Source organism: Paludisphaera soli (assembly GCF_011064595.1).
Lineage (GTDB): Bacteria > Planctomycetota > Planctomycetia > Isosphaerales > Isosphaeraceae > Paludisphaera > Paludisphaera soli.
Window position 1 is genome coordinate 156,182 of record NZ_JAALJI010000014.1, and the last position, 17,219, is coordinate 173,400.

At 69.4% G+C, this 17,219-nt stretch carries 13 protein-coding genes; 6 read left to right on the plus strand and 7 right to left on the minus strand.

Annotated features, from left to right (window positions below; all coding sequences use genetic code 11):
* Positions 1 to 69: 69 nt before the first annotated feature.
* Positions 70 to 567 carry a hypothetical protein gene (locus tag G6O68_RS18270; RefSeq protein WP_165250075.1) on the plus strand — a complete coding sequence of 166 codons (498 nt, stop codon included), beginning with the start codon at positions 70 to 72 and terminating at the stop codon, positions 565 to 567.
* A gap of 107 nt (positions 568 to 674) precedes the next feature.
* On the opposite strand, the gene G6O68_RS18275 is transcribed toward G6O68_RS18270, so the two are convergent.
* Entirely contained in the window at positions 675 to 2,144 is a 1,470-nt protein-coding gene (locus G6O68_RS18275) for a DUF1501 domain-containing protein (protein WP_165250076.1), read from the minus strand.
* Positions 2,145 to 2,160: 16 nt separating this feature from the next.
* On the minus strand, positions 2,161 to 5,355 hold the full coding sequence (locus G6O68_RS18280; RefSeq protein WP_165250077.1) for a DUF1553 domain-containing protein: 3,195 nt from the start codon (positions 5,353 to 5,355) through the stop codon (positions 2,161 to 2,163).
* Positions 5,356 to 5,675: 320 nt separating this feature from the next.
* Between G6O68_RS18280 and G6O68_RS18285 the strand changes: the two genes are divergently transcribed.
* The 4 genes from G6O68_RS18285 (at position 5,676) to G6O68_RS18300 (ending at position 9,236) form a co-directional block, all read left to right on the plus strand.
* Entirely contained in the window at positions 5,676 to 6,194 is a 519-nt protein-coding gene (locus G6O68_RS18285; RefSeq protein ID WP_165250078.1) for a hypothetical protein, read from the plus strand.
* Between the two features lie 113 nt (positions 6,195 to 6,307).
* The gene (locus G6O68_RS18290; protein WP_165250079.1) at positions 6,308 to 7,474 is read left to right on the plus strand and encodes an Mrp/NBP35 family ATP-binding protein; all 1,167 of its coding nucleotides are present in this window, start codon (positions 6,308 to 6,310) and stop codon (positions 7,472 to 7,474) included.
* A 123-nt stretch (positions 7,475 to 7,597) separates the two neighbouring features.
* Positions 7,598 to 7,942, plus strand: a complete 345-nt coding sequence (locus tag G6O68_RS18295; RefSeq protein WP_165250080.1) for a hypothetical protein — start codon at positions 7,598 to 7,600, stop codon at positions 7,940 to 7,942.
* A gap of 34 nt (positions 7,943 to 7,976) precedes the next feature.
* Positions 7,977 to 9,236 (plus strand): serine hydrolase domain-containing protein, encoded by a 1,260-nt coding sequence (locus G6O68_RS18300; protein ID WP_165250081.1) that lies wholly within the window; start codon positions 7,977 to 7,979, stop codon positions 9,234 to 9,236.
* Between the two features lie 3 nt (positions 9,237 to 9,239).
* On the opposite strand, the gene G6O68_RS18305 is transcribed toward G6O68_RS18300, so the two are convergent.
* The 3 genes from G6O68_RS18305 to G6O68_RS18315 form a co-directional block, all read right to left on the minus strand.
* Positions 9,240 to 9,863 carry a DNA-3-methyladenine glycosylase family protein gene (locus tag G6O68_RS18305; RefSeq protein ID WP_165250082.1) on the minus strand — a complete coding sequence of 208 codons (624 nt, stop codon included), beginning with the start codon at positions 9,861 to 9,863 and terminating at the stop codon, positions 9,240 to 9,242.
* A 54-nt stretch (positions 9,864 to 9,917) separates the two neighbouring features.
* Positions 9,918 to 10,664 (minus strand): hypothetical protein, encoded by a 747-nt coding sequence (locus G6O68_RS18310; protein ID WP_165250083.1) that lies wholly within the window; start codon positions 10,662 to 10,664, stop codon positions 9,918 to 9,920.
* A gap of 222 nt (positions 10,665 to 10,886) precedes the next feature.
* Positions 10,887 to 14,027, minus strand: coding sequence for a hypothetical protein (locus tag G6O68_RS18315; RefSeq protein ID WP_165250084.1), 3,141 nt, complete (start codon positions 14,025 to 14,027; stop codon positions 10,887 to 10,889).
* 220 nt (positions 14,028 to 14,247) lie between these two features.
* On the opposite strand from G6O68_RS18315, the gene G6O68_RS18320 reads away from it, so the two are divergent.
* Positions 14,248 to 14,685, plus strand: coding sequence for a RidA family protein (locus G6O68_RS18320; RefSeq protein WP_165250085.1), 438 nt, complete (start codon positions 14,248 to 14,250; stop codon positions 14,683 to 14,685).
* Positions 14,686 to 14,712: 27 nt separating this feature from the next.
* Here G6O68_RS18320 and G6O68_RS18325 read toward each other — a convergent pair whose 3' ends face one another.
* Together G6O68_RS18325 and G6O68_RS18330 are read right to left on the minus strand one after the other, a co-directional pair.
* Positions 14,713 to 15,207: a c-type cytochrome gene (locus tag G6O68_RS18325; RefSeq protein ID WP_165250086.1), complete on the minus strand. Its 495-nt coding sequence runs from the start codon at positions 15,205 to 15,207 to the stop codon at positions 14,713 to 14,715.
* A gap of 634 nt (positions 15,208 to 15,841) precedes the next feature.
* Positions 15,842 to 17,128 carry an MFS transporter gene (locus G6O68_RS18330; protein WP_165250087.1) on the minus strand — a complete coding sequence of 429 codons (1,287 nt, stop codon included), beginning with the start codon at positions 17,126 to 17,128 and terminating at the stop codon, positions 15,842 to 15,844.
* Between the last annotated feature and the right edge of the window lie 91 nt (positions 17,129 to 17,219).

A 17,219-nucleotide genomic window follows, 5' to 3' on the forward strand; every position in this document is an offset into this window, starting at 1 on the left:
CGGTGCGCGACTCTACCCGGTCCTCCCGCGCGGATCCAGCGGGTATGCTCCGACTGGAGGAAGAACGCGATGGAGAGGCGATTGGAGATCTCCAGATTCTCGATGACGAAGATGCGATCGCTGCTGGGATCCGGCGATCGGGCGGCCATCGAGCGCATCGATCGACCGCTGGAGATCAACTCCTACGAATGGCCCGCGAACCGACTCCATGCGAGGCGGGTTCTGGAAGCCGCGATCCTGCACGGCGTCCCCTTTCCCGCCGTGGGGATGGAGACCGTGGTGCATTTCCAGGTGGCGGTCGCCCTGGCCCTGGACGATCAGGACCATTTCTGGACCGAGGCCGCTTACCACACAGCCGATCGGTTCGAGTTCGAGCTACGGCGGATGGCTCGCCGGCATGCAGGCGTCCGGACGCGAAGGATCCTCAACGGTATCGCCCGGGGACTGCCCCTGTTCGGCCTGGGCACGATCGAGGGGGGGGCCGGTCTACGCGGCCGTGCGCCGGGACAGGCTCCTCGCGCACCGGCCGGGGCTGGAAGAGCTTCGCGATCGCATCATCGCAGGTGAAGGCCGGGACGCGGAGGCGACCTTCGCGTCCGGGTTCTGCGGCTGGATCGGCGAGATCGTCGACGCGGGCCTCGATCTCTGGTGCACGGCGCGATGACCCGGCCTTGTCAGCCCCGGATCACGTCCTTGACGACTTCGCCGGCCACGTCGGTGAGCCGGAAGTAACGGCCCTGGAACTTGTAAGTCAGCCGCTCGTGATCGATGCCCAGCAGCGCCAGGACGGTCGCGTGGAAGTCGTGGACGTGGACGGGATCGGCTACGACGTTGTAGCCGAATTCGTCGGTCTCGCCGAACGTGAAGCCCGGCTTCACGCCGCCGCCGGCCGCCCAGGCGGTGAAGCAGCGCGGGTGGTGGTCGCGGCCGTAGTCGGTGGGCGTGAGCTTACCCTGGCTGTAGTTCGTGCGGCCGAACTCGCCGCCCCAGAGGACGAGGGTGTCGTCGAGCATCCCGCGCTGCTTGAGGTCCTGGATCAGGGCCGCGCAGCCCTGGTCGGTCTCTTTGGTAAGCTGTCGGATCCCGGCCGGGAGGCCGCCGTGGTGGTCCCATCCGGGATGATAGAGCTGGATGAAGCGGACGCCCCTCTCGGCGAGTCGGCGGGCGAGCAGGCAGTTGGCCGCGAAGCTACCCGGCTTGCGGGCGTCGGGACCGTAAAGGTCGTAGATATGTTCCGGCTCGCTCGCGACGCCCGCCGCCTCCGGCACCGAGGTCTGCATCCGGTAGGCCATCTCGTACTGCGCGATCCGCGCGGCGACGGCCGGGTCCAGGTTCGCCTCGTACTCCTTCCGGTGCAACTCCCCCAGGCGGTCGAGCATCTTGCGACGGCTCGCGGCGCCCGTGCCGGGCGGATTTTCCAAGTAGAGCACCGGCTCCGCGCCCGATCGGAACTGGACCCCCTGGTGAATCGACGGCAGGAACCCGTTGCCCCAGAGCCGCGAGTAGAGCGGCTGGTCGACGGGACGGCGGCTGATCAGCACGGTGAACGTCGGCAGGTTCTCATTCATCGATCCCAGGCCGTAGCTCAGCCAGGCGCCCATCGACGGCCGCCCGGCGATCTGCGAGCCGGTCTGGAAGAACGTGATCGCCGGGTCGTGATTGATCGCCTCGGTGTGCAGCGAGCGGATGAAGCAGAGGTCGTCGGCCACCCGGGCCGTGTGCGGCAGGAGGTCGCTGATCCAGGCCCCCGAGTCGCCATGCCTGCTGAAGCCGAACAGCGAGCCGGCCAGGGGCAGCGCCGCCTGATTCGAGGACATGCCCGTCAGGCGCTGGCCCTGTCGCACCGAGTCCGGCAGGTCCCGGCCGTTCATCTTGTTGAGCAGCGGCTTGTAGTCGAACAGGTCGAGCTGCGACGGTCCGCCGCTCATGAACAGGTAGATGACCCGTTTCGCCTTCGGGGCGAAATGCGGCCCTCCCAGGGCTCCCCGAGCGGCCTCGGGCGACGCGGCCGGCGATGGATCGGCCGCCCCACCCATCAGGGTGGCGAGGGCCGCGCCGCCGAGCCCCAGGCTGGTCCGCGAGAAGAAATGGCGACGGGTGCCGAACAGGCGGGGGTCGTCGCCGATTTCGCGAGGTTGGGACATGGCCGGGAGGCTCCTCTCAGTGCTTCGTGACGGTCTCGTCGTAGCTCAGCAACGCCTGAGCCACCACGGTCATCGCGGCGCAGCCGGCGGGGTCGAACGCCGGGTCGCGCGGGGCGTCGCCGACGGCGAGCAGCTTCTCGGCGTCGGATCGTCCCGAGGCGAACTCGTCGTATTGCTCGCGGTAGAGGCCCTCCAGGATCGCCAGGTCGCCCTCGTCGGCGCGACGGCCGGTGAGGACCCGGAACACGAAGCCCACGCGGTCGCGAGGCGTCGTCCCTCCCTCTCGGAAGGAGCGCTCGGCCAGCCCGCGAGCGGCCTCGACGAACTGGGGGTCGTTCAGGAGGACCAGCGCCTGCAAGGGCGTGGCCGTCGGCTGCCGCTTCACGGCGCAGACCTCGCGATTGGCGGCGTCGAAGGTCAGCATGGCGGGCGGCGGGGAGGTCCGCTTCCAGTAGGTGTAGAGGCTCCGGCGGTGGCTCCCCGGGCCGACGTCGCGGACGTACGGGAGGTTCGACTTTTCCTCCCACAACCCGTCGGGCTGGAACGGCTTGACCGGCGGCCCGCCCAGGGTCCCCACCAGCAGCCCGCTCGCGGCCAGGGCGTTGTCGCGGACCATCTCGGCGGAGAGGCGTTCGCGAGGCCCGCGGGCCAGCAGGATGTTGTCCGGATCGCGGGCGAACAGCTCGGTCGTCGCGTCCGACGATTGCCGGTAGGTGGCCGAGGCCACCATCAGCCGCATTGTCCGCTTCACATCCCAGCCCGAGTCGACGAGTTCGCGGGCCAGCCAGTCGAGCAGCTCCGGGTGCGAGGGGAGCCTGCCCTGCGAGCCGAAATCCTCGGGGGTCGCGACGAGCCCGCGCCCGAACAGCGACTGCCACCAGCGGTTGACCGTCACCCGGGCCGTCAGGGGGTTACGGGGATCGGTCGTCCAGCGCGCCAGGCCCAGGCGATTGCGGGGTTGATCGGCCGGGAAGGGGAGCAGGCTCGCCGGCGTCGCCGAGGTCACTCGCTCGCCGGGGGCGTCGTAGGCGCCCCGGTTCAGGACGAACGTCGGCCTGGGCTCGGCCATCTCCCTCATCACCATGATCTCGTCGATCGGGTCGGCGAGCCGGGCGAGTTCCTTGCGAGCGTCGCGGACGGCGGCCAGGCGGGACTTGTGATCGACGTTTGCGACGGCGAGGTAGTAGGCGAAAAGTCGCGAACGGTCGTCCGGCGAGAGCCCCGCGGGGTCCGCTTCCAGGAGTTCGTTAAGGGACCGGCCGTCGTGGATCTGGGCGACCTCGACCGAAGTCAGCTCCCGGTCGAAGACCTGAAGTTCGTCGACCTCGCCCCCCTGAAACCCCCGGTCGCGGAACCGCTGGCCGATCACCAGGTCGTCGGCACCGCCGCCCGTGATGGTCTTGGTGAGCTTGTCGCGAACGACTTCCAGTTCGGCTGGTCGACCGTCGAGGTAGAGCCTCAACCCGGACGCCCGGCTTGAACCGTCGTAGGTGAGGGCCACGTGGACCCAGCGGTCGAGGGCCAGCGGCTCGCGGGCGGCCACGCCGACGGCGTTCCCGGGCCAGAAATGGACGAGCGCGGCCGTGAGCCGGCCGTCCTCGATGAGCAATTGGTAGCCTCGGCTGCCGGCGTCGGTCCAGGCCGCCGACCGACGGAGCACGACGGCCCGATCCTTCCGATCGGGCGATTTGACCCAGAGCGCCAGCGAGAAAGGCTGGTCGCGGTCGAAGTTCCCCATCGGCAGCGTCACGCTGTTTTCGCCGTCGAACCGAAAGGCCTGGCCGACTCGCCCCGGGACGACCTTCGGACCCTCGGCCGCCGAGCCGAGCTTTGCCGGATCGACGCGGTTCGCGGTCTTCCCGCCTTCCAGCGCGTCGAGCGGGAAGTCGCCGATGCGGCCGGGCAAGGCGGCCGCCGGCCGGCCGTTTCGATCGCGGCCGCTCAACCACAGCTCGAAGGCGGCTCGTTGCTCATCCGAGAGTCGAGTCAGTTCGGCCTCGGCGGATCGCACGCGCTCGCCTGCCTGGGCCAGCTCCCTCTCGCGTGGATCGTCGGCGAGCCAGAGCGTGGGCGTGGGGACGGCGGGGGTGAAGTGGGAGTAGAGGCCGGACTCGTCGATGTTGTTGAAGAAGCTGAAGAGCGAGTAGAAGTCCTTCTGCGTGATCGGATCATACTTATGCGTATGGCAGCGGGCGCACTCCAGCGTCAGGCCGAGGAACGCGGAGCCGTAGGTGATCGTGCGGTCGGCGACGTACTCGGTCCGCCACTCGGCCTCGATCGATCCCCCCTCGTTGGTCTGCCGGTGATGGCGGTTGAAGGCGGTGGCGAGGATCATCTCGCGCGTCGGGTTGGGAAGGAGGTCGCCCGCGAGCTGCCAGGTGATGAACCGGTCGTAGGGCAGGTTCGCATTGAAGGCGCCGACCACCCAGTCGCGCCAGGGCCACATGGCGCGGTAGACGTCGGCCTGGTAGCCGAAGGTGTCGGCGTAGCGGGCCACGTCGAGCCAGTCCACGGCCATGCGCTCGCCGAACCGCGGCGACGCCAGCAGCCGGTCGACGAGCTTCTCGTAGGCGTCCGGTCGAGCGTCGGCGAGGAATGCGTCGATCTCGTCGAGCGTCGGCGGCAGCCCCGTCAGGTCGAAGCTCAGGCGGCGGATCAGCCGCTCGCGCGAGGCCTCGGGAGACGGGGCGAGGCCCTCGGATTCCAGGCGGGCGAGGACGAACCGGTCGATGGGGTTGGCGGCCCAGCCCCCAGCGGTCGGCTCGGGCACGGGGGGCCGCTCGGGGGGGATGAAGGCCCAGTGGTCCTTCCATTCCGCCCCCTGCTGGATCCAGCGCGTGAGAACTTCGACCTCGCGAGGGGACAGCTCTCGGCCCAGCGAGCGGGGCGGCATGCGGTCGCCGTCGTCCTCGCTGGTGATCCGGGCGACGAGTTCGCTCTCCCCCATGTCGCCGGGGACGATGGCGTGGAGGCCCGTCGTGGTCTCGCCGAACGCGCCGTCCTTGGTGTCGAGCCGCAGCCCGGCTTTGCGGTTTTTCGGGTCGGGCCCGTGGCAGTGGAAGCACTTGTCGGAGAGGATCGCCCGGACTTCGCGATTGAAGTCGACCTTCTCCGTCGTCGGCCGATCGTCGGCCCGGACGAAACCCCAGGCGCCCAGGGCCAGCCAGCACCCGACAGCCAGCCCGATCCCGACGTTCCGACCTTCGCGCATCGTGCGTCCCTCAAGCGGCCGACCGCGTCCCCTATCCGCCTCGCTACGGAGAGGCCGCGGGCGAGGAACCTTTGTTAAATCTTATCAGGAGTTCCGATCCGGGGTAAAGGAGCGGTCCCCGCGAATGCGAACGGGCCGCCCCGCCCGCGGAGTTGCGAGCGGGCCGGTTCGAGCCTCGGATCTCAAGGCGCACGCGAATTCAACAGCAGTCGGGTCGCCCGTCTCGCCACTGGGTGCGAGCCAAGAGCGTGGCCGAGGCGATGCAGTTCTTCACAAGGCTCGGAATTCATCCAGGTCGTCTATCCGGGAGGATTTTGCTCATGGAAAGGATGCACGGCGAGTCGCCCGGGCACCGAATCACGGTCGTCATCCACGAACGCACGGGGGCATGGGCGAGACGGCTTCGGACCCGGATCGACGACACTCGAGTCTCGTGGTTCGAGACGAGGACGACGGCCGAGCTGCTGGACGCGATCGCGGCCACGTCCTCGCCCGTGGTACTCATCGAGGTCGGGCCCGATCCCGAGCGGGCATTGCGCGACCTCGCCGAGCTGCAATCCCGTTGCAACGGATCTTTGATCCTGGTCCTCGACCCGGCGGATCGGCCGTCGGTCCGCGAGTTGGCTGCCGAATTCGGGGCCGTCCACGCCGCGTCGGGGTCCGTGACGCCGCCCGAGGTGGCGGGATGGCTGGACCGCTGGATCGCGCTTGGGGCCGATCGGATCGCGCGGGAAGGGTGGACCCGCGTGCCGCCGGCGGACCCGATCCTCGACCCCGTCGCCTGGCTCGCGGAGCAGGAGGCCTGTGCGGAGCGGCGCGGCCCCGATCTGGAGTCCTAGTCGCCGACGGGACATTCCCCTAGAATGGACTCGTCGAGTCGCGGGCAGGATGCGGAGCGGTCGGATCACCGGGGAATTGGCATCGGGTCGTCGTAATGCGGGGATGACGCGGAATGTTGGGCAAGTCGGATATCGTGCTCACCGAGAAGGACGTGCTGCAGGCCCTGAAAGGCGTCAAGGACCCCGACCTCGGCCGGGACCTCGTGGACCTGGGGATGATCCGGAACATCCGGATCGGCGAGGGGAAGGTTGCGCTGACGGTCAACCTCACGACCCCGGCCTGCCCGCTGAAGGCGAAGATCGAGGCCGACGTCCGGTCCGCCCTCCAGGCTCGCCTCCCCGCCGGACTGACGATCCAGATCGACATGACCGCCGAGGTCCGGGGCAAGGGTGCCGCCGAAGCCGGCGACATCCCCGGCGTCAAGAACGTGATCGCGGTCGGCTCGGGGAAGGGGGGCGTCGGCAAGTCGACGATGGCGGCGACGATCGCCCTCGGCCTGAAGGCTCACGGCGCATCGGTCGGCCTCATGGACGCCGACGTCTACGGGCCCTCGATCCCCCACCTGCTCGGTGCCTCCGGCCGGCCGATGGCGCGCGGCGAGCAGATCGTCCCCATCGAGGCCGCCGGTCTCAAGCTCATGTCGATGGGCTTCCTGCTGGAAGCCGAGCAGGCCGTGGTCATGCGCGGGCCCATGCTTCACGGGATCATGCAGCAGTTCCTCCGCAAGGTCGATTGGGGCGAGCTGGACTATCTGGTCATCGACCTGCCGCCGGGCACGGGCGACGTGCCGCTGACGCTCTCGCAGACCCTCCCGCTGACCGGGGCGGTGGTCGTCTGCACCCCGCAGGAGGTCGCCCTGCTCGACGCCGTTCGGGCCATCGCCATGTTCCGGCAACTCCGCGTGCCGGTGCTGGGGATGATCGAGAACATGTCCTTCTTCGACGTCCTGGCCTATCTCCAGGATCGCGGCGGGCCCGAGGCCCGCAAGCTCGTCGAGGGCAAGAGCTTCTTCGACGAGGCCGGCGACGAGCGTGCGTATCTCTTCGGCCAGGGTGGGGCCCGGCGCAAGGCCGAGGCGATGCAGGTCCCGTTCCTCGGCGAAGTGCCCCTCAACCTCTTCCTCCGCGAGAGCGGCGACGTCGGCCGGATCGACCAGGCCTTCCGTGACGGCTCGCCCTCGAAGCCCTACCTGATGGCGATGGTGGAGAACCTCGCCGCGCAGATCAGCATCCGGAATCTCAAGAACCCCAAGATGCCCAAGCTTGAGATCCTCAACTGATCCGGCCACGTCCTGAGCCTCGCCGCCCCGACCAACGGCCGCGAATTTGCGTAATGAAATTACAGATGAGCACGGCGGGCACCCTTCCGCCGCGACTTCCTCGATTTCACCACGGAGATTCCGATGCGATCCAAGATATTGATCCTGGCCTCTGCGTTTGCGGCCTTCAGCGCCGTCGACGCGCGGGCCCAGTACTGGGGCGGGACGGTGGTCACGGGCGGCCCTGGCTACGTGGCGTTCGGCTCGTCGCCGTTCCTGGCGCCTTCGCTGGGCCCGGTCGTCGCCAGCCCCTACACCGTCGTGGCACCGACCTCCCGCGTGATCGTGACGAATCCGGGATACTACGCGGCGCCGGCCCCCGTCATCGTGCCTCGCGCCTACCCCGTCGTCCGTCCCGGTTGGGGGCCCGGCTTCTACGGGCCGGTCGGTCCTCGCGTCTGGGGCGGCCGAGGATGGCGTCGCTGGTGAGCCGCTTCTATCGGTCCTTCGGAACCGTCGCGCCATGACCCTTCGCCGAGTCGCCGCCCTATCGATCCTCCTCACGGCCCCCTGGACCACGCACGCCGTCGGTCAGGGGGCCGATCTCGTCATCGACGACCCATCCCGGGTCGGCGTCGTCGCCGAACGGCTCCCCCGGATCTCCGAGGCCGTCCGGCGTCGGATCGAGGCCCGCGAGATCGCCGGAGCGGTGACCCTTGTGGCCCGTCACGGGCGGATCGTCCACTTCGAGGCCCAGGGCGCCCTGGACGTCCAGTCCGGGGCCCCGATGACTCGCGAGGCCCTCTTCCGGATGGCTTCGACCACCAAGCCGGTGACGGCCGCCGCGGTCGTCATCTTGATCGAGGAGGGCAAGGTCCGGCTCACCGATCCGGTCTCCCGCTTCATCCCCGAATTCCGCAACCCGAGAGTGGCCGTGGAGCGTGACGGCCGAGTCGAGCTGGTCCCGGCAAGCCGCGAGATCCAGGTCCTGGACCTGCTGACGCACACCTCGGGATTGCTCAGCGGCGGACTCGGTCAGAAGCAGCTTCCTGGCGATTCGACCTTCCCGAAAAAGGGCGACACGCTGGCCGACTATGTCGGGCGGATCGCGACGGCTCCCCTGGATTTCGAGCCGGGCTCACGATGGGCGTACAGCCCGTTCGCCGGGATCGACACGCTGGCGCGGATCGTCGAAGTGGCCTCGGAGCGGCCGTTCGACGACTTCCTCCGCGAGCGTCTCTTCGACCCGATGGGGATGCACGACACCTCCTTCGTCGTCCGGGCCGACCAGGCCCCGCGATACGCGTCCTTGCACGCGCGGGAGGGGACGGAACTGAAGAAGGCCGATTACTCCTTCGCCTTCGACCCGCCTTATAACTCGGGCGCTGCGGGCCTCATCTCATCGGCTGCGGACTTCTTTCGCTTCGCGCAAATGTTGGCCAACGGTGGAGAGCTGGAGGGACGCCGGGTCCTGAGCCCGCGCGGGGTCGAACTGCTGTCGGCGAACCACGTCGGCGATCGCTTCCAGGGGAGCCTGGGCCGGCCCGAGGGCATGGGCTTCGGTTTCGCCGTCGAGGTCGTCGTCGACCCGATCCGCGCGGCGACGTTTCGTGGGGCGGGGAGTTACGGCTGGGACGGCGCCTTCGGCACCCAGTTCTGGGTGGACCCTCGCGAAGGCATCGTCGCCGTCTTCATGGTCCAGGCGTCCGGAGTTCGGCCCATCCAGAACGACTTCGGCACGGCCGTCATGCAGGCCGTGGGCAACCTGGACCATCCTCGCTGACGATCAGCGCTGGTCCAGGCTCCGCCAGAGATACCAGCTCGCGACCGAGCGATACGGTCGCCAGTGCTCGGTCAGGTCGTGGCAATCCGGAGGCTTGGGCAGCTCGGCCAGCTCATGGATGGCCTTGATCGCCGCGCGGACGCCCAGGTCGCCGACCGGCAGCACGTCCGGGCGATTCATCGCGAAGATCAGGAACATGTGCGCCGTCCAGATGCCGACCCCCTTGATCGAGGTCAGGGCGGCGATGATCGCGTCGTCGTCCCAATCGTCGTCGAATCGGTCGACAGGGGCCGAACCGTCGGCGACGGCTGCGGCGAGGTTCAGGACGTATCGGGCCTTGCTCGCGGAGAGCCCGCAGCCTCGAAGGGGTTCCTCGCCGAGTTCCAGCAATCGGTGCGGATCGTAAGGGCGGCCCGCCAGGGCGTGCAATCGCTCGCTGATCGAGGCCGCCGCCTTGGTCGAGATCTGCTGCGCGACGATCGCGCCCACGAGCGTCCCCAGGCGATCCTCGCGGGGGGCGAGCAGGCAGGGCCCGACGCGCCCGATGACCGACTTGAGGTGGGGGTCGACCTTCTTCAGGTGGCGAATCGCCTTCGCCCAGGGGTCGACCGTAGTCTTTCGGCTCATCGGGGGCGTCCGGAAGCGGGAGGGACGAGGTCAGGACCGAGCGACCGATCCTCGTCAGCGCGAGGCGATCACCTGGGCCAGCGGACGGACGATCCGGGGGATGACCGAGCGCTCCAGCATCTCCTCGCCGATCTCGCGCTGGCGTCGGAACGACTCCAGGAACGACATCTCGGGGCCGTTGCCCCAGTACTGGCGGATCGTCAGGTAGAGGCTGATCTGGTCGTCGGCGAAATCGCCCGTGCGGACCTGATAGGCGCTGCTGCGGGTTTCAATCGTGAGCCGGGCCTGGAGCTGGCACGCGTCGTCGAGGGCCAGGGTCAGCGACGGCTCGAAGTTCACGACCTTCTTCGACCGGGGCGATTCGAGCAGCCCTTCGAGGGCGCTGCCGACGCCCAGGGCCTCGGCGACGACCTCGTCGTGATTGCCGTCGTAGGTGAAGTCGAAGCCGAACATCACGTCGAGGGCCTCGCAGTCCAGCAGGCTGATCGACAGCAGCGGCGGCGCGAGGTCCAGCAGCAGCTCATGCTGCCGGTACGCGTCGGTGAGGGCCTCCGGATTCGTGCAGCCGGACGCCAGCCGTCTCGTCTCGATCGCCACGGTGCGATAGGCGTCCTCTTCCTTGTCGCTCTCCAGGACGAGATCGCCGTTGTCGCGCGACTGGAAATTGCGCAGCTCCGGGAACCCCTTCTTCATCTGCTCGAAAAAATGCAGGACCGTGTCGCGATTGCTCGGAAGCTCCATCTCGGTATTCAGATTGACGTTCACATAGTAATCGTCGGCGTCGCGATTGTAGCGATTCATCCGTCGGGCCTCGTCGTCTTCCTCAAGTTCAGCCATCTTCGCCGCCGGCGGTGGGGGGGAGGTCCCTCTTGGCGGCCGACAAGCCGGTTCCGGTGTACGGCCATCCCCGCAATTCTACCAGATCGCGGAGGGGCTGGGAACGAACCGAGTCGACGCGGTCGGCCCCGGCCCGGCCGGTTCACCCTAAGGATCGTTCACGAAACTCTTTCAATCTCGGCGTCGTCAGACCCGGGCGCGGCCGATCTCGGGGTGGCGGATGCGGATCGGCCGGGTGCCGTCGGGATCGCGGGAGGCGTCGAGGAACGCCCGGACCCCTTCGACGGTGAGGCGGGGGTCGGGATTGATGGCGTAATGGCCCCCGTCGCGGCCGGCCGGGAGCCTCGCCAGGACGTCGCCGTCCTCGACCGAGACGGGGACGGCTCGCTCGTTCGCCACCAGCACGAGCGGCGGGACCTCGGACCCTGCCGGTTCGGTGCGGACCGTCAGCGTCCAGGGCCGACCGGGGAACCAGGGCCGCCTCAATTGGTAGGCGACGGTCACCTCAGGATGGGGGCCGGGCGCGACCGTCTCCGCCGTGGGCTCGACGCCAGGCGAGAACGTGGTCGTCCCGTCCCGGTCGTCGCGAGCATAAACCCGGATGTGCCAGTGGTTTCCCAGCGGGCCGCCGGTATCGGCACCGTCCGTCAGGGCGGGGGCCAGGAGGATCCAGGAGCCGCCGCGGTCGTAGGTCTCGCGAGGCACGTCGAAACGGAGGGCGGCCGGGTCGGCCGGGCCGTCGGGCGGCTCGCCGCGACGGGCCGCGACCCGGGCGGATCGTGCGTCTCGCGGCCAGGACCAGCGGAGCTGCACCCGCGTCACCCCCGGCGCCCCGGCGGGGGGATCGAGCCGCACGGCCCGGAGGTCCGTCGGGTCGGCGAGACGCGAGAGGGACGCTGCGCGACCGACGATCAGGTCGCCGTTCCAGGAGGTGACCGGCGTGTAGAACCGAGAGGCCGACCCCGGCGGGGCGAAATCCTCGGCGCGACCGGGTCCCGTCGCGGCGATCCAGTCGCCAGGTTGGGCCTCGATCTGGGCCTCGGACGTCTCCGTCCCCGGTGCCGGGGCGAGCGGTTCGGCCGTCCGACGCAGTCGCACCGTGCCGCGCGCCGGCTCGTCCCACTCGATACGCAGGCGTCCCGTCGCCTCGACGGTCAGCCGAGGCGGCCCGACCGGCGAGGCCGGCGAGTCGGCCGACGCCGAGACCAGGACGCCCGGCGAGGGGAACCGATCCCCCTCGGGCGTTCGATAGATCGCGAAGACGGCGTAATGGTAGACCCTTCCCTCCGCCACGTCCCGGTCCACGGCCCCCTCGCGCGAGGCGGGGACGCGGTCGCCGTCGCGAGGATCCCTGGGGACGCCCTCGCGACCGCGGAGCACGCGGATCTCGGCGACGCCGGCCGGCGGCTCCCAGGCCAGCACGATCTCCCCAGGATGGGCGTGCGCCCGGAGCATGCGGACGTCGGGCAGGAAGACGAGCGGCCCGGCGGCCACGGCGGCCAGCGACTCGGCCTCCCCTCGCTTGCTCAGGACCGCATAGCTGACCGTCGCGCCCGGCTCCACCCCCCGATCCTCGAACACGGCGGTCGAGGTCTCGGCGATGCGGGCTCCGTCCCCCGGATGCGCGGGCAGCCCGCCGGGTTTCCGAAGCACGACGAAGCGGGGCGGGGCCAGCCCGTCGGGCTCGGGGGGGCTCCAGGCGAGCCGGACCCGGCCGTCGACCACGCGTGCGTCGAGGTTCGACGGGGGGTCGGGGGGGCATCGGACGATCCCCTCCAGCGCGGCGGGGAGGTCGGCCGCCAGGGCGAGGCTCCGACCGTACAGCCGGCGGGACTCGGCGGGGTCCACGCGCTCCAGGCGGCGAGCCTTCGCCGCGAGCGTCTCGGCCTTCCGCAGCCGCTCGACGATCCGATCGCGGGCCGCCGCGACCTCGGGAGAGCCGGCCGCGACGATCCGACGCCAGGACGCCAACGCCTTGGCCGCGGCCGAGAGCCGGCCGCCGGCCTCGGCCAGCTCGAAGGCCATGCGGAGCTGGTCGATTTCGCGCTCGCGATCGACGATCCGCGCCATCCCGTTCCTCGCTCCGACGTGCTGGGGGGCGTAGCGCTGCACCTCTTCCAGGTGCCGGCGAGCGGCGGCCAGGTCGTGCGAACGGTAAGCGTGCAGGGCCGCCGCGAAATGCTGGACGAGCGGCTCGCGGAGCGACCGGCGGAAGCCGCAGACGCAACGCGCCGCGTCCACCAGATTGGAGCGCCGGCAGACCGGGCAGTCCCACTTGAGCGAGGCGCCGCAGTGCTTGCAGCGCACCGCGCCGACGCCCCTCGCGGTCGGGCTCAACTCCGTCACCCCCGCGCAGTTCCTGCAACGGAGGATCTTGTAGGCCGACTTCCCCGTGCCAGGACCCGTCGACCGAGCTGGGGCGGGCGCGGTCGCGTGAACTTCGACCGAAACGCCCGCCTTCAGGCAGGCCCGGCGGATCAGCCCGTGGGCTCGATCGGGCGGGATGCCCTTCGATCCCGCCTCGTCGATCAGGGCGACGTGCGTCCCGGGATCGATCCGGACGAGCCCCTGGACGGCGAACGCCGCCGTCCGCTCGAAACGCTCCTCGGCCTCCAGGATCAGGGTCCGATCGTAGCGGGCCCGCGACTTCGCGTTACCCAGGTGCGTCTGGGCGTGGGAGACGACCTCGAGCCACGCGGTCTTCTCGGCCGTGACCTGGGCCTTCTTCATCCAACGCTGACGCTCCTCGTCGGCGCGCGAGGCGATCACGACGAGCGGGGCGTCTCGGAAGAGCCCCAGCGCGTCGTAGAGGTCGCGGCGGTCAAGGTGGTCCAGGGCCATCCGGATCTGCCGACGGGTCGACGGATCGAGCACGTCGGCGGGGGGCGCGGCGTCCGGGACGCCCTCGTCGGCGGCGGGACCGTCCTCGACCAGGAATGGGATCGGCTTCATCAGCCGGTCGAGGGACTCGGCGTCGATCGCGAGGCGGTCGGCCTCGCCGCGGAGGAGGTCGCGGTCGGCCGCGTTCAGGCCCCCCTTGGCCGCTCGCAGGCGGACCAGGCGGTGCAATTCATCGAGCCTTTCCTCGCGACGGGCGATCTCGGCGGCGGCCAGCTCGGCGTCGTAGGCCGAGCGGTTCACCGGCCCGCTCAGGAGCGCCGCGCGGAGGGCGGGGATCTCGTCGAGGTAGAGTTGGTTGGCGTGGCGAGTCTTGGGGTTGCGGGTTCCCATCGACCAGGCGGGCTGCTTCTTCTTGAGCGCGGATTCGATCTCGGCGGGGGTCGCCCCCGGGTCGACTCCCAGTCGTTCGTAATAATCCGGGCTCATGTCTGGATCGATCGTCCCGCCTGTGACATACGCCGAATCTTCACCGCCCGCTTCGTCGTATGGATTCATTCTCGGGGCGGGAGGGCCGATCGTCCAGCCCCGCCTACCGAGGTTTGGGGCCTTGTCCGCCGCGGTGACGGCCACTACGCTGGCCGCATGCGGATCGTCGCAGGATCCGTCGCCACGATCGCAGGGGACTTCCAGGGAGCCAGCCAGAGCCATGACCTCGAGAGTGAAGATCACCACGACCCAGCAGAACGGCCGGACGCACGCCTCCAGCGGCTCGTCCTGGGAGAGCGTCATCGGCTACTCGCGGGCCGTGCGCGTGAGGGACCAGGTCCATGTCACCGGCACCGTCGGCGTCGAGGCCGACGGCAAGTACGCGCCGACGCTCGCCGCCCAGTCCCGCCGCGCCTTCGAGATCATCACCGCCGCGCTGGAGGCCCTGGGGGCCAAGCCGGCCGACGTGGTCCGCACGCGGATCTACGTCACCGACATCTCCAAATGGAAGGAGGTCGGCGAGGTGCACGGCGAGATCTTCGGCGAGATCCGGCCGGCGCTGACCATGGTCCAGGTCGCCGCCCTGATCGACGCCGAGGCCCTCGTCGAGATCGAGGTCGAGGCCGTGGTCCTGGGAGATGAGCATCGCCTCGCCTGAGCCATGGCGTCCGGTCGGGCCCCGCCCTCAGCGCGGCCCGACCGCCGGCTCGCCCTCGGGCTTCCGGAGCGAATCCGGGACCGGCATCTTGGACAGGGCGTAGCAGTACGCCGCGACGGAGCGCATCTGCGCGTCTTCGAGCAGCGGTCCCCAAGGGGCCATCCGCGTGCCCGGCACGCCGACCCGGATGACGCGGAGGACGTCTTCCGGCTTCTCGCCGTGCTTCCACTTGCCGTCGGTCAGGTCGCCGACCTGCTCGCCGCCGAGGCTGGCGGCCAGCGGGCCGTTCCCCTTGCCGGCGACGCCGTGGCACGGCACGCAGCGCGACAGGAAGACGCTCCGCCCTTCCATCAGGAAAGGGTCGTTCGCCACCTCCGGCGGCGGGGGCTCGATCGGCGGCGCGAAGCTGAGATAGCCCACGGCGGCCGAGGCGAGCAGGATCGCCAGGCCGATGATGATCCACTTGCCCGCCGAGAAGTCCGTCGGGGCGTCGTTCGGGGGGGCGATTTCAGGGCTCGACAAGGTGGGGACCAGCAACCGGGACAGTGAAGACGAGGGGGGGACGTCGCACCTCAACGCGATTCCACCTTACCCACCGACCCGCGAGGCCGACAAGCCTCGCCGAGCCCGCCGGATTGTCGCTCCGAGCAAAAGGGGCCGATCTTCGTCGCCGACTCCGAATCTCGAACCACCCTACAAGATGGAGGATGGTGCGCGCCGCGAGGATCGACCCTGGATGTGTCTCGCGTGCAGATCCCTCGTCAGAAGCGTTCCTTCATGGATTCGACCAACGGGATCGGGGGACCGAGGATTACGGCCTGAGGTCCCGCGGAAACAACTCGATTCCGCGCGAACGAACCCAAGCTAAATCCACCGTAAACCCATATCAATAAACCACATAACACGCTACGACGCCCGAGGAACGAACCCAAATCGAACCCAATCACGGCTCACGACGGAGCTGTGTCCAAACCTTGCCCGACGGCGGAATGAACGACGTCGATCCTGTCGAACGAAGCCAATCCTCGAAGACAGCTTAAGTGTTTCTAAATTCTAAACTTAGATCGAGTCCCGCCGCCGATGGACGCTACGAACGAACCCAAATCGAAGCCAATCCTTGGCTTAGCTCGGACTCCCGGCGTTGATCGACGTCCGCTCAGGATTCGGCCCCCGCCCTGCCCACGAGTTCCGGTCGAGGTCGGATGGCGAGGACGACTGCCGCGGAGGCCAGCGCGATCAGGGCGAAGACGCCGAAGATGACAGCCAGGGGCGCATGCCGGTCGCGGAGGGCGCCGAAGCCCCAGTCGGCGAAGCCGCCACAACTGATGCTCACCAGGTTCATGACGCCGTAGCCCGTGGCCCGGCGATCGGCCGGGACGATCTGCGAGAGGATCGGCATGTTGTTGCAGTCGAAGAACCCCCAGCCGATCCCATAAAGGATCAGGAAGGCGACCGCCAGGCCCAGGTGCTCCGAGAACCCCACCCCGAAGAGCGCCGGCAGGAACAGCAGCATCCCGAAGGCGCTGACTTGGATCCGGCCCCGGACGGTCCGCCGCATGGCCGAGTCGGCGAGCCAGCCGCCGAAGAGCACGCCGACCAGCGAGGCGATCTGGACCGGAAGCACCGCGTAGACCCCCGCATTCCCCTGCGTCAGGTCGAACCGCTCCTTGAGGATGTCGGGCATCCAGTCCTTGACCACCCAGCCGGCCATCGCGGGGAGGGTGAAATAGACGACCAGCAGCAGGTAGTCGCGGTTGCGGGCCAGCTCCCCGAGCGCGGACGTGAGCGAGGCCGACTGATGCGCGCGTTCGGCCGCCGTCTCCCGGGCGGGCGGGTCGCGAAGGACCAGCAGCAGGGGGAGGGCGTACAGGATGCCGACCAGGCCGCTCGCCTGGAAGGCGAACCGCCACCCCAGCGCGGGAGCGTCGGCGACGTGGCCGGCGAAACCGCCCAGGATCAGGCCCGCGTAGATCCCCGTCTGATGAATGCCGACCGCCCGCGACCGCGTGGAGCCGCGATGGAAGTCGGTGATGAGCGCCAGCGCGGCGGGGATGTAGAAGGCTTCGCTGATCCCCATCAGGGCCCGGGTGGCGACGAGGCTCTCGTAGGTCGTGACGTAGCCGGTCGCCCAGGTCACGGCCGACCAGACGAACAGGCTCGACACGATCACCAGCCGTCGGCTGTAACGGTCGGCGATGTAGCCGCCGATCGGGCTCAAGAGGGCGTAGACCCACTTGAACGACCCGAGCATGAAGCCCCAGTTCTCGCGGCTGGCGATGTCCGGGATGTCGGCCATCATCGACGTCTTCATCGCCGCCAGCATCTGCCGGTCCAGGTAGTTCAGCAGGGCCACCGGCGCGAGCATCGCCACCGTCAGCCAGGCGATGCGCGCCAGCGGCGGGCCGGCCGCGGAAAGGTCGTGATCGGAGGGCGTCGAGTGCATGGCATCACCTGGAGAGGGCGGCCGGGCACGGCCGGGCGGATCGGCGGCATCGCGAGGTCGCGCATTATCACGCGGCCTCGCGGGCGATTCC

Bases quoted from the DNA above. Each gene is read 5' to 3' on its own strand.
- G6O68_RS18270 (WP_165250075.1), top strand. From the start codon at position 70: ATGGAGAGGCGATTGGAGATCTCCAGATTCTCGATGACGAAGATGCGA.
- G6O68_RS18275 (WP_165250076.1), bottom strand. From the start codon at position 2,144: ATGTCCCAACCTCGCGAAATCGGCGACGACCCCCGCCTGTTCGGCACC.
- G6O68_RS18280 (WP_165250077.1), bottom strand. From the start codon at position 5,355: ATGCGCGAAGGTCGGAACGTCGGGATCGGGCTGGCTGTCGGGTGCTGG.
- G6O68_RS18285 (WP_165250078.1), top strand. From the start codon at position 5,676: ATGGAAAGGATGCACGGCGAGTCGCCCGGGCACCGAATCACGGTCGTC.
- G6O68_RS18290 (WP_165250079.1), top strand. From the start codon at position 6,308: ATGTTGGGCAAGTCGGATATCGTGCTCACCGAGAAGGACGTGCTGCAG.
- G6O68_RS18295 (WP_165250080.1), top strand. From the start codon at position 7,598: ATGCGATCCAAGATATTGATCCTGGCCTCTGCGTTTGCGGCCTTCAGC.
- G6O68_RS18300 (WP_165250081.1), top strand. From the start codon at position 7,977: ATGACCCTTCGCCGAGTCGCCGCCCTATCGATCCTCCTCACGGCCCCC.
- G6O68_RS18305 (WP_165250082.1), bottom strand. From the start codon at position 9,863: ATGAGCCGAAAGACTACGGTCGACCCCTGGGCGAAGGCGATTCGCCAC.
- G6O68_RS18310 (WP_165250083.1), bottom strand. From the start codon at position 10,664: ATGAATCGCTACAATCGCGACGCCGACGATTACTATGTGAACGTCAAT.
- G6O68_RS18315 (WP_165250084.1), bottom strand. From the start codon at position 14,027: ATGAGCCCGGATTATTACGAACGACTGGGAGTCGACCCGGGGGCGACC.
- G6O68_RS18320 (WP_165250085.1), top strand. From the start codon at position 14,248: ATGACCTCGAGAGTGAAGATCACCACGACCCAGCAGAACGGCCGGACG.
- G6O68_RS18330 (WP_165250087.1), bottom strand. From the start codon at position 17,128: ATGCACTCGACGCCCTCCGATCACGACCTTTCCGCGGCCGGCCCGCCG.